Source organism: Pseudomonas sp. GM49, from assembly GCF_000282355.1.
Lineage (GTDB): Bacteria > Pseudomonadota > Gammaproteobacteria > Pseudomonadales > Pseudomonadaceae > Aquipseudomonas.
In genome coordinates, this window is record NZ_AKJL01000268.1 from 40,013 (window position 1) to 50,434 (window position 10,422).

The window sequence follows — 10,422 nt, forward strand, 5'->3', positions numbered from 1 at the left end:
CATAGAGCCGACAACGCCGCAAAGATACCTCGGGGAGTTTGGGTTTGCATCGAACTGGCTCGATCAACGATTAACCGAAGTAAAACAAACTGAATGAGGTCAAAGCATGAGACAGGAAGAAAAAACAGCGCCCGCGACCGTGACACAAAACCTTGAAGGCAAAACGATCATAGTAACCGGCGCCGCAAGTGGCATCGGCCGCGAATCGGCCCTGCTCTTTGCGCAAGCCGGTGCGAAGGTGATCGTAAGCGACATCGCAGCAGACGGCGCCCGGGCTACAGTCGATGCCATTCGTTCGCTCGGAGGTGTCGCCTCGTTCGAAGCAGCGAATTTGGCAGTCGAAGAGGACGTTCAAGCCCTGGTGCAGGCTGCAGTGACGACGTACGGTCGTCTCGATGGAGCGTTCAACAATGCGGGTATCGGTCAGGCTGGCAAGTTGCTGCACGAATTGTCGACAGAGGAATGGCAACGAGCACTGCTCATTGACCTGACTTCGGTTTTTTGGTGCATCAAGTACCAAGTGATTGCCATGATGAGCACCGGTGGTGGTGCCATCGTGAATACTGCGTCGTCGCTCGGGCAGGTGGCCATACCGAATGCCAGTGAGTACGTCTCGGCCAAACATGGCGTCATTGGCCTCACGCGCGCAGCGGCTGCCGATTACGGCGCCAAGGGCGTGCGCGTCAACTGTGTGTTGCCGGGCATCGTAAATACTCCGCTCGTCCAGGAGTTGGTCGGCGATCCGCGCTTTGCCACATTCCTGGAGAAGCTGAAAGACCGGCACCCCATTGGAAGATTTGGTGAGCCTAATGAGATCGGTGAGGCGGCTCGTTGGCTGCTATCCGACGCGGCCTCCTTCGTAAATGGAGCATCAATTGCCGTCGATGGGGGCTATCTAGCGATCTGAATCGAGTCTAAAAGGCCGCGACATGTCACGGCCTTTTTGTCTGTCGAGCGTGCATCGGCCAAATCGGCTCAGGAGTTAGTACTTCAGGTGGTCGGAGCGCAAGGCTCATTCATCGACCGGGATAAGAACAAGATGAAATTCATGTCTCGAACGCTATCGCGTTTGTCCATCGGTGGGCTATTGGCGGTTGGGTTCAGCCTACTCGGGGGGTTAACTGCTTTCTTGGCCATCGTAGCCATTTTCAGCTTGCAGTCGGTGTTCGAAGGAGAGGGCAGGCTTGAAGTAATTGCAACGGTTCATTCGGGCATCCTCAGTGTGCGTAACGCAGAAAAGAGCTATCTGCTAGATGGCTCCACAGAAGCGCGGGATGAGGTAGTAAGGCTTGTCGAAGCAATTCCGTCGCAGCTCGGCGGGGTGGGGCAGTCGCTGCAACCTTTGATTCAGTCCAGTAAACGATTTCTGGACCAGTTTGAGCGATTGGCAGAGGCGCATGAGGGCGTCTTCAGGACGCAAGCCACCATGGTGCTTGAAGCGAACTCGGCCCGAATTGGTTTCGAAGGCGTCGAGCAGGACCTGATTGACTCGGCCATCGAAGATGGCGAAGAGGGCAAGGTGTCGGTGACCCTGCTCAGTGGAGCAGCATCGCTGATGCACAAACTCATGGTGTTGCGTGCAGCGGAGCTGGCGTATACGCGTGATCAGGACAAGGCGCGCTATGACCAATGGGTCCTGTTGCTGACCGACCTCCGTTCCTCGGCACAGGCGTTGGCCGCTGGCGCTGCGGATCAACAGAGGCAGACTCTCGGTAATGCTCTGCAGTCCCTGGAGAAGTATCACTCGGCGTTCGAGGAGTATAGGGCGAGTACGGTTGTCAGTCGGGAGGCCGAGCAGGAAATGGAACGTATTGCCCGCGAGATGATGGAGATGTCCGTTACGGCGCGGCAGTTGGTTACCGAGGGGCAGCAGCGACTCAATCGGTATACCTACATTTGGCTAATCATCATGGCGGCGATGACCCTTGCCCTCGGTACTGGTGCCGCGCTTTTGATCCGAAATCAGATCATTAAGCCCCTGCGATACACCGCTACGGTGGTAGGCCAGGTCGCTGAAGGCCAACTGAACCATGCAGTTCAGGTTGTTCGCCGGGATGAACTGGGGTTGGTGCTTGAGGGCATGCGCAGGATGAAAGAGAGTCTCCACAATATCGTCAGCCGAATTGAGCAAGGGAGTACGCAGCTCGAAGGCGCTGCCAGTTCACTGGGCCGTGTAACCGAGGACCTGGCGCAAGGTGCTGAGAACCAATCCCGGGAAACCGATCACGTAGTTACCTCGATGCTGCAGATGAGCGAATCGCTAAGTGAGGTCGCCAGCCGCACAGATCAGGCTACCAGTGCGGCCAGCTCGGCTCGCCACGAGGCCAAGGGTGGTAGTGAAAGTGCCATGGCTGTTATGCGCCAGGTGGATTTGTTGAACGAGCAGATCCAGGAAGTGAGCCGTGGAATGGGTGAGTTAGACGCACAAAGCGAGCGCATTGGACGGGTGCTGGAGGTTATCCGGGGGCTCGCGGATCAAACCAACCTGCTGGCGTTGAACGCCGCTATCGAAGCGGCGAGAGCAGGGGCGATGGGGCGTGGGTTTTCGGTGGTCGCCGATGAAGTCCGAAATCTGGCTAACCGGACTCAAGCATCGGCGGGCGAGATCGCCGAGATGATCGAGTCCCTTCAGCGTGAGAGCAAAGAGGGGCTGCGCCGGGTTGCACGTGCTCGGGAGGACTCGGAGCGAGCTCGGGAGCACTCTGCCAAGGCAAACTCGGCATTGGCTCAGGTCAGCGAGGACGTGTCGACCATCCACGCCATGAACCTGCAAGTCGCGGCTGCCACTGAAGAACAGAGTCGAATGTCCGGGGAGGTCAGTAAAAGCATGGGGCGTGTTCGGGAGGCGGCGGAGCAGGGCAAGCAGCGTAGCGACCAGTTGCTCCATGCTTCACGTGAGCTAGAACATCTTGCGGAGCAATTGAGGGTAGTGCTCCGACACTTCACCCTGTGCTGAGTACCGCGAGGCACAAGTTGTACAGCGGGCCTTGTGCAGAAAAGTGAGCAGGTCGAAATAGTGGCCAGTGTGGTATCGCGAAGGTTACTGGTGCGGCTGATCTACCGTCGAACAAAAGAATCGAAAGCTGGCGCCCAACACTCGCCTGCTCAAACTCCTGACCAGGAGACGCATCAGGCAGAGGTCAAAATGGAGTTGGGCATCTTTGAGGATACGTTCGGATTCATATGGGCATTCTAACAGTCGCACTCATGAGCAGAGTTCTGTCTTGAAGCAACTGCTGCCGAAGCCCTTTTCCGGCACCATCCACGACCTCAAGGATTCTTATTCGGCTGTCGCTCGCAGTGTACGCATAGCGACGCACTGTGCTTAACACCGATGACATCGCCCCCCCTTCAGGACCGTCCAGTGGGTGTTGATCGCGAGACGCTGGCGCTGGGTTATGCAGGCGTTTACTCCAGCTTTCTGCGCCACGCCGAAGCGGCTACCCAGCGCTACGGGTTGCGTACCGTAGACATCTGGTCGAATTGGGATGGCGAAAAAAGGTGGGTGAGCAAGAGGACATGATCGTCGATGTGGCGCTGGACCTGACACGGCGTTGATTGGTGGATATATGCAACAGTCTTTGGTGTTTTTACGGTATTGCGCGTCGTAATACATATAAATAGAGTAACTGATACATAAAGTGAGAGCGTGCCAACAAAGATATTTACCGCTCGTCGGTAAATGATGTGCTGCACCCTAGAGTTAGTGTGGGGCAGTTGTTTTGAATACAGAATCCAACGGAGTTTTCCATGATTAATATTAGTCGCCGCATTCAGGTTAATGCGCAATCAGAAGCAAACGGTGTGAACCTGAACCGAAGCCAGGTGTGGGAAGGTTTGGTGAGTAAAGCGCGCAACGCCGTGCCTTACGTTTCAGCAATCACCGAATGCAACATTGTCGAGGACCAGGGAGATCGCTTTATTCGTGAAGTGGTTTTGCACGGCGAACGCTTGCAGGAACTGGTGATTCTTTCGATAGAGCAACAGGTTGAATTCGTGCGCCTCTCCGGTAATGCTCGAGGGATCATTAAAAACGTGATCGAAGAAGAGAACGGTGAACTGTACCTGCGCTTCTCCTTCGTTTTTTCCCTGCCAGGTGTGTCTGCCGGTAGCGACAAAGAACTTGAGTTTGCAACCGGCATGCAAAACTCCTATCTGGATGCGGTAAGAAGCACGCTGCAAACCATTCGTAATAAAGTCAGCCAATCAGCATAGATTTCGGTGCAATAACCAGAAGCTGAAAACAAAAACAAGAAATGAGGCGTGCCATGAATCATGAATTGACAGGTATGTTTGAAAGTGTCGATCGGATGTCGGTCGAAGGTTTTTTGAGTTATCTGACCGATGACGTCGTGTTTCGGTTTGGCAATTCCCCAGAAGTAGTGGGGAAAGAGGGTGTCCGGGTAGCGATTGAGTCATTTTTTACCCAAATAGCCTCACTGGAACATATTCTTCAAGGCGTGTGGAGCGAAGGCGACACGACAATAATGCGTTTTGATACGTATTACACCAAGCATGACGGCACGATTATCAATGTTCCTTGTTGTGTCGTCGTTCACTTCAATGCTTCCCGTTTGATTAATGATTATCGAATTCACATTGATATTTCACCGCTGTACAGTAACGCATATGCCAGTGAAGTTATCCGCGCGTCCGCATAACACTCAAGAACTCCAGCTTTACTGCACTTGCCGGTCGAAGCCCACGACGCTTTGCTGGCAAGTGCGGTGTTTTGGTTTCTGAATATCAGTCAGGGCGTTATGATGAAAGATCTAAATCTGCTCTATACCTTTGAGGCGTTGTGGCGAGACCACTCCGCTTCAATCGCGGCGCAGAATCTGGGTGTTACGCAGGCAGCCGTCAGCGGGTCGCTCAAGCGGTTACGAAACGACTATGGTGACAGGTTGTTTACGCTGGTAGGTCGCCGAATGGAACCGACACCGTTTTGTGTCCATATCGCGCCGCGACTGCTGGCCTCCCTTGCGATGGTCAGGGAGGCCGGGTGCCAAATGCCGGCGTTTGATCCGAAAACTTGCGAAAAATCATTTATCTTCAGAATGCGCGACATCGGTGAAGTCGTTTGCTTGCCCCCCATCTTGAGTGAATTGTCCAGGGTTGCACCTCAAGCGCGGATACACACCGTCGGGGGGGGGATGGATGAGACGCTCAATGGCCTGTCCACTGGCCGGATCGACTTGGCACTCGGCTTTATGCCGACCCTTCAGACTGACATACACCGTACACCGGTTTTTTCTCAGCATTATGTCTGCGCCATGCGCAAAGACCACCCCTTGGCACATTGCGGCTTAAGCCTTGAAGCCTTTGCCACCAGTGAGCATTTGTTGGTGGAGTCCGGTGGTAGTGGTCACCAGGCACTGGAGCGTGCGCTGATCGATGCGGGTGGCAGAGACTGCATTAAAATGCGCACCCCTCAGTTCTTGTCTGGTCCGCACTTGCTGCTGGATACCGACATGATATGGACGTTGCCCATTGCCCTGGGTAAAACACTGGCGCGCTTTTATCCTCTCGCCATACATCCTCTGCCCCTGCAAATACCCTCGTTCGAGATTGATCTGTACTGGCATGATCGATTTCACCGAGACCCTCAGAACAAGTGGTTGAGAGAAATGGTAGGCCAGGTGCTGCGCAGCCAACAATCAGCCTGGCAATAGTCGCTTTCAAAGGAAACCACGGCCATCTAGGCGTTACATTCCCCGAGCTCAAAACATGAATTCGCGGAGGGCTGCACCTTCATCAGGCGACTCTCTCAATGGTGATGCTTCGTTCCTGGATGCTTTGGGGTAAATGGAGACTCAGGTAGTCGATCAAGCTGCGAACTGATGGCAACATCCCTTTCGGCTTAGGGTAGAGCAGATGGATGATATGCGTTGCACCGGTCCAAGAGGGGATAACGACTTCCAGAGCCTTCGCGCGCACCGAGGCGGCGGCTATGGGCTCTGGCAACAAGGCGACGCCCAACCCATTAACAGCGGCTTCCAACTGCATACGTAGATCATCGCAGATAAGACGCGGCTGATGGCTGACCAGCAGCTCCTCACCTGATGAACTGCGCAGGAACCAGCGACCGACGCCATCATGGATGTCACCAGGACGCGAAAGGGTCTCGATTTCTGACAAGGCCTCGACCGTGGCAGGCCGCCCAACACGATCGAGAAAGCGGGGGCTTGCAACCAGGATCTGCTTGGCGGCCCCTAATTCCTTTGCGACCAACCCGGCCGTTTCTTCAATCCGGGGGCGCGATCGCAAGGTCACGTCGAAGCGCTCTTCAAAGAGGTCGACCTCTCGATCTACCGCATTCAACTCAAGCCGTACCTTTGGATATTTTTCCATGTAGCCAGGTAGCAGGGGGGCCAAATAACTTTGCGCCATAACCTGAGGGCAGCTCAGCCGTACCAACCCGACGGGTTCACGTCGAAGATGCTCCACACTTTCATAGGCGGTGTGAGCCCCCTCAACAACGGGTTGGCTGAGCGTAAAGAAATGATGGCCAGCTTCGGTCAGCGAAACCTGGCGCGTCGTGCGATGTAGCAGTCTGGCTCCCACTCGCAATTCCAGATGCGCGACACGACGACTGAGCAACGTTTTTTCAATTCCCGTTGCCCGTGCCGCAGCCGAGAACCCTCCATGTTTGACCACCAGTACGAAGTAATAAAGGTCATTAAGGTCTTTCATGCAGTTGACGCTCTCCTACGGGGGCACTGTTGAAACCGTCAACGGCACCGGCGCTGTACTGATTGAGTTCGAGGCGTGTGGAATGGCTTCGAAGGCTGATATAGCTATCATTCATCAAACTTTATTCGGGATAAACTGGCTATAATTGAATTAACTGATCCACATATGGAGCAATCAACATGGAACTTCTGAACGACATGGCGTTGTTCGTCGAGGTCGTCAAAGCCCATAGCTTTCGCAGGGCTGCAGAAGCGATGGAGATGCCCAATTCGACCTTGTCGCGACGCATCAGCGGACTTGAAAAGGCCATTGGCTTGAGGCTGTTAAATCGCACCACGCGCAAGATCGAATTGACCGAGGCGGGGCAGTTGTACTTTGACCGATGCAAGCGGATCGTTGACGAGGCGCGGTTGGCGCACGAGCAACTGGGTGAAATGCTTGCGCATCCAAGCGGCCTTTTGCGTGCGTCATTGCCTGTGGATTTCGCCAACATTTACCTGGCACCACTCATTGCCGAGTTCGCTCGACGGTATCCAGGCATCAGCTTTGAATTCGACCTCACTCCGCGCCAGGTCGACCTGGTCAGCGAACCCGTCGATGTGGTTATCCGCATGGGCGAGCCGGCAGATTCGAATCTGATTGCACGCAGGCTGGCGACCCTCTCTCGTCGTTTATATGCCTCGCCTCGCTATCTGGAACTCAATGGAGAGCCCAACCATCCGGCTGAGCTGGTAAACCACGAATGCCTGCGACTGCGAAAGGCTGGCAAGTGGCAACTCTCCCATGCAGGCGAAGTGGTTGAAATCGAGGTGGGTGGACGGTTTCAACTCAATAGTGTCGGGATGCTTCGGCGATTGGCGACGCTGGATCTGGGGATCGCTGTTCTGCCGGAAGGCATTGCGGCGGATGATCTGCGCAACGGCTTGCTGCAACCGGTACTGCCCCAATGGCACGCCAATCCGATCCCGGTGTATGCCCTCACTGAAACCCGTCTTTTGCCCGCAAAAACTCAACGCTTCATTGAGTTTCTGCGTGAGCGACTTGAGCAGGTTTGACTGTCCGGGTCCGGCGATTGCTGAGCCAATAAAGGCCACCTATTGCTATCGCGCCGATCAGTACGGGAAGCGCCAGCCAATGGAAGAACACCTGTGATGTGCCTGCGGTGGAAATAAACCAGGCGCCTAGCATCGAGCCGACAATTGAACCGCAACGGCCGACGGCCATTGCCCAGCTCACCCCGGTCACGCGGGCGGCGGTGGGGTACAGGGTGGCGGATACCAGGTTGAGTCCGTTTTGAGCACCGGCCACACCGAAACCGATGAAAAATACGGCGGTGGCCAATGAGTAGGGGTCACCCATCAGATAACCCGTCACAGCAATGACCACTGCCGCTCCCGAGTACGAGAGGGCCAACACAGGGTAGGGGCCAACGCGATCCATCAGCAGGGCCATGAGAACGGCGCCGACGGTACCGCCCAGCGGCACCATGGCACCAATACGTGAAGCGTAAGCGATGTCGTAGCCGGCCTCTTTGAGTAGGGTAGGCAGCCAACTGGTCAGCAGGTAGAACACAAAGAGCGAGCAGAAGAAGGTCACCCACAGCAGCAGTGTTCGGACCAGTCGGCCGTCGATGAACAGATGCGAGATCGGCGACCTTACTTGGGCCGGACGTTCATCATCGAGGATCATTACACCGTTCCAGCTTTTTCTGGTGATGCGTTCGACCACTCGGCGCAAGACGTCGGCGTGCTTGGCCGAGGACGCCATGAACCGAACCGACTCGGGCATTAGCCAAGCCAACACTGGCAGTAACGCTAGCGGCATGACGCCACCCAGTACCAGAACGGAACGCCAGCCGAATGCTGGAATCATCTGTGCGGCGAGCATGCCGCCCAAGGCAAGGCCAGCCGTGAAGCCACTCCAGCTCAAGGTCACCATGATCATGCGTCGGCGTGCAGGGGAATATTCAGCGCTCAAGGCAATGCACGCCGGCATCGCTCCACCCAGGCCGATGCCAGTGATGAAACGCATAACCGTAAGTGACTCGATCGAATGGGTAAAGGCGCTGGCCAGGGTGGCGAGACCAAACACCAGCACTGAAATCAGTAAAACGCGTTTACGCCCAAAGGCATCGGCGACCGGTCCCAGTATCAGGCTGCCTATCATCAGGCCGAACAGTCCAGTCCCGAAAACAGGTGACAACTGGGCAGGCAACAATCCCCATTCTTCGCGCAGTGACGGAGCGATATAACCAATGGCTGCCGTATCGAAACCATCCACCAGGACGATGAGGAAGCACAAGGCAAGGATGACGATCTGGTACGGCGAGATCTTCGCGTTATCGATGATCTCGCCAATTCGGGCGTTGTCAGGATTCATGCGGCTACCTTTTATTTTTTTTATCTGGACGAGATCGTCGCCAAGCGCATTAAATAAAGGAAGCCAATTCTAATTATTCAAGCTATCTGGTTTTGTTATAACTATGCGCACCGACCTCAACTTGCTCCGCGTCCTGCTGGCCGTTTATGAAACCGGCAATGTCACCGCGGCGGCGAAGCGGCTAGGCATGAGCCAGCCCGCAACCAGTGCTGCACTGGCCCGCTTGCGACACTCCCTGGGGGATCCACTGTTCATTCGCTCGGGCAACCTGATGGAGGCGACGCCACGGGCGCAAGGCATCATTGAGCGCACCCGCGAAGTGATCGAGATCATCGACCGGGACATCCTCAGCGGCCCGACCTTCGACCCTGCCACGAGCGAGCAGGAGTTCGTCTTTTGCCTGAGCGAAGTGGGTGAAGTGGTCTTTCTACCTGCGCTATTCCAAAGCCTGCGCAGCGCGGCACCGAATACGCGCATACGAACCGTCAGTCTGGCACCTGATGAGCTTGTGGAGAACCTGCATGAAGGTCGGGTCGATGCGGTGCTTGGCTATTTTCCCGACCTCACTACCCCCAACATCTATCAGCAACGTTTGTTCTCTCATGATCTGGTCTGCCTGATCCGCCTCGATCATCCGCTGGCAGGGGAACAACTGTCCCTGGAGGATTTCACCACGCTGGAACATCTGCAGGTACGTGACGGCAGTCGTCGCCAGGAAATGTTCGAAGCCCACCTGACCAAAGCAGGTATCCACCGGAACATCGTTCTGCAGACGTCTCACTACATGAGTGTGCCATCGATCATTGAACGCTCTGATCTGATCGTGGTGTTGCCACGAACCGTCGCCAACATGTACACGCATAATCTGAATGTGCGAATGGTTGAGCCGCCCTTGGACATTCCACGCTACGACCTCAAGCAGTACTGGCATGCGCGTTTTCACGAAGCCCCCAGAAGCGTCTGGCTGCGACGCTTGATTATGTCGGTATTCAATGGGTGACGTACCTCGTCAATCTGGAGCCATTGACGAGGTAGAAGGGGCGCCAGTCATGGCCCTTACATACCTGCGTCGAGATTGGTGCGTAAGCGCAACAGTCCTTGGTGATTACTTGCCTAGTCAGTACCTGACACCTCATTTATGGTCTGGTTAATTGATCAATCAGGTGGGCTTTGGGATGCTGCAAAAGGAACAATTCAAAACACTGGGCGGCTTTGGCTCCGTGCATGGCGTACCAAAGCTGCCAACGGGTTTTGCTGACGTCTTTGATAGCTACGAGATCGCTGCCAACGGTGTGAAACTGCACGCCGTCATTGGCGGGCAGGGCAAGCCATTGTTACTGCTTGGGGGGT

9 protein-coding genes and 2 pseudogenes are annotated in these 10,422 nt (G+C 55.3%); 9 read left to right on the forward strand and 2 right to left on the reverse strand.

All coding sequences use genetic code 11. The annotated features are described in order from the left end of the window. The first annotated feature begins 106 nt into the window (after positions 1-106). The 6 genes and pseudogenes from PMI29_RS06365 (at position 107) to PMI29_RS06345 (ending at position 5,672) form a co-directional block, all read left to right on the forward strand. The gene (locus PMI29_RS06365) at positions 107-907 is read left to right on the forward strand and encodes an SDR family NAD(P)-dependent oxidoreductase (RefSeq protein WP_008002001.1); all 801 of its coding nucleotides are present in this window, start codon (positions 107-109) and stop codon (positions 905-907) included. 132 nt (positions 908-1,039) lie between these two features. Further along, on the forward strand, positions 1,040-2,956 hold the full coding sequence (locus PMI29_RS06360) for a methyl-accepting chemotaxis protein (protein WP_008002003.1): 1,917 nt from the start codon (positions 1,040-1,042) through the stop codon (positions 2,954-2,956). A gap of 378 nt (positions 2,957-3,334) precedes the next feature. Continuing rightward, positions 3,335-3,558: pseudogene (locus PMI29_RS31440) on the forward strand (hypothetical protein). A gap of 192 nt (positions 3,559-3,750) precedes the next feature. Further along, positions 3,751-4,215, forward strand: a complete 465-nt coding sequence (locus PMI29_RS06355; protein WP_008002005.1) for an SRPBCC family protein — start codon at positions 3,751-3,753, stop codon at positions 4,213-4,215. Between the two features lie 53 nt (positions 4,216-4,268). After that, the gene (locus tag PMI29_RS06350) at positions 4,269-4,661 is read left to right on the forward strand and encodes a nuclear transport factor 2 family protein (protein ID WP_008002007.1); all 393 of its coding nucleotides are present in this window, start codon (positions 4,269-4,271) and stop codon (positions 4,659-4,661) included. 102 nt (positions 4,662-4,763) lie between these two features. Continuing rightward, positions 4,764-5,672, forward strand: coding sequence for a LysR substrate-binding domain-containing protein (locus PMI29_RS06345; RefSeq protein ID WP_033052642.1), 909 nt, complete (start codon positions 4,764-4,766; stop codon positions 5,670-5,672). 82 nt (positions 5,673-5,754) lie between these two features. Here the strand turns inward: PMI29_RS06345 and PMI29_RS06340 are convergent, their stop codons facing one another. After that, positions 5,755-6,693 carry a LysR family transcriptional regulator gene (locus PMI29_RS06340; RefSeq protein ID WP_008002011.1) on the reverse strand — a complete coding sequence of 313 codons (939 nt, stop codon included), beginning with the start codon at positions 6,691-6,693 and terminating at the stop codon, positions 5,755-5,757. A 179-nt stretch (positions 6,694-6,872) separates the two neighbouring features. Here PMI29_RS06340 and PMI29_RS06335 point away from each other — a divergent pair, with 179 nt between their 5' ends. Continuing rightward, positions 6,873-7,748 carry a LysR family transcriptional regulator gene (locus PMI29_RS06335; RefSeq protein WP_008002012.1) on the forward strand — a complete coding sequence of 292 codons (876 nt, stop codon included), beginning with the start codon at positions 6,873-6,875 and terminating at the stop codon, positions 7,746-7,748. On the opposite strand, the gene PMI29_RS06330 is transcribed toward PMI29_RS06335, so the two are convergent. After that, on the reverse strand, positions 7,711-9,072 hold the full coding sequence (locus PMI29_RS06330) for an MFS transporter (RefSeq protein ID WP_008002015.1): 1,362 nt from the start codon (positions 9,070-9,072) through the stop codon (positions 7,711-7,713). The genes PMI29_RS06335 and PMI29_RS06330 overlap by 38 nt on opposite strands. Before the next feature lie 103 nt (positions 9,073-9,175). Here PMI29_RS06330 and PMI29_RS06325 point away from each other — a divergent pair, with 103 nt between their 5' ends. Both PMI29_RS06325 and PMI29_RS06320 read left to right on the forward strand, forming a co-directional pair. After that, positions 9,176-10,072, forward strand: coding sequence for a LysR family transcriptional regulator (locus PMI29_RS06325; RefSeq protein WP_008002017.1), 897 nt, complete (start codon positions 9,176-9,178; stop codon positions 10,070-10,072). 175 nt (positions 10,073-10,247) lie between these two features. Beyond that, positions 10,248-10,422: pseudogene (locus tag PMI29_RS06320) on the forward strand (alpha/beta fold hydrolase); the annotation flags it as partial.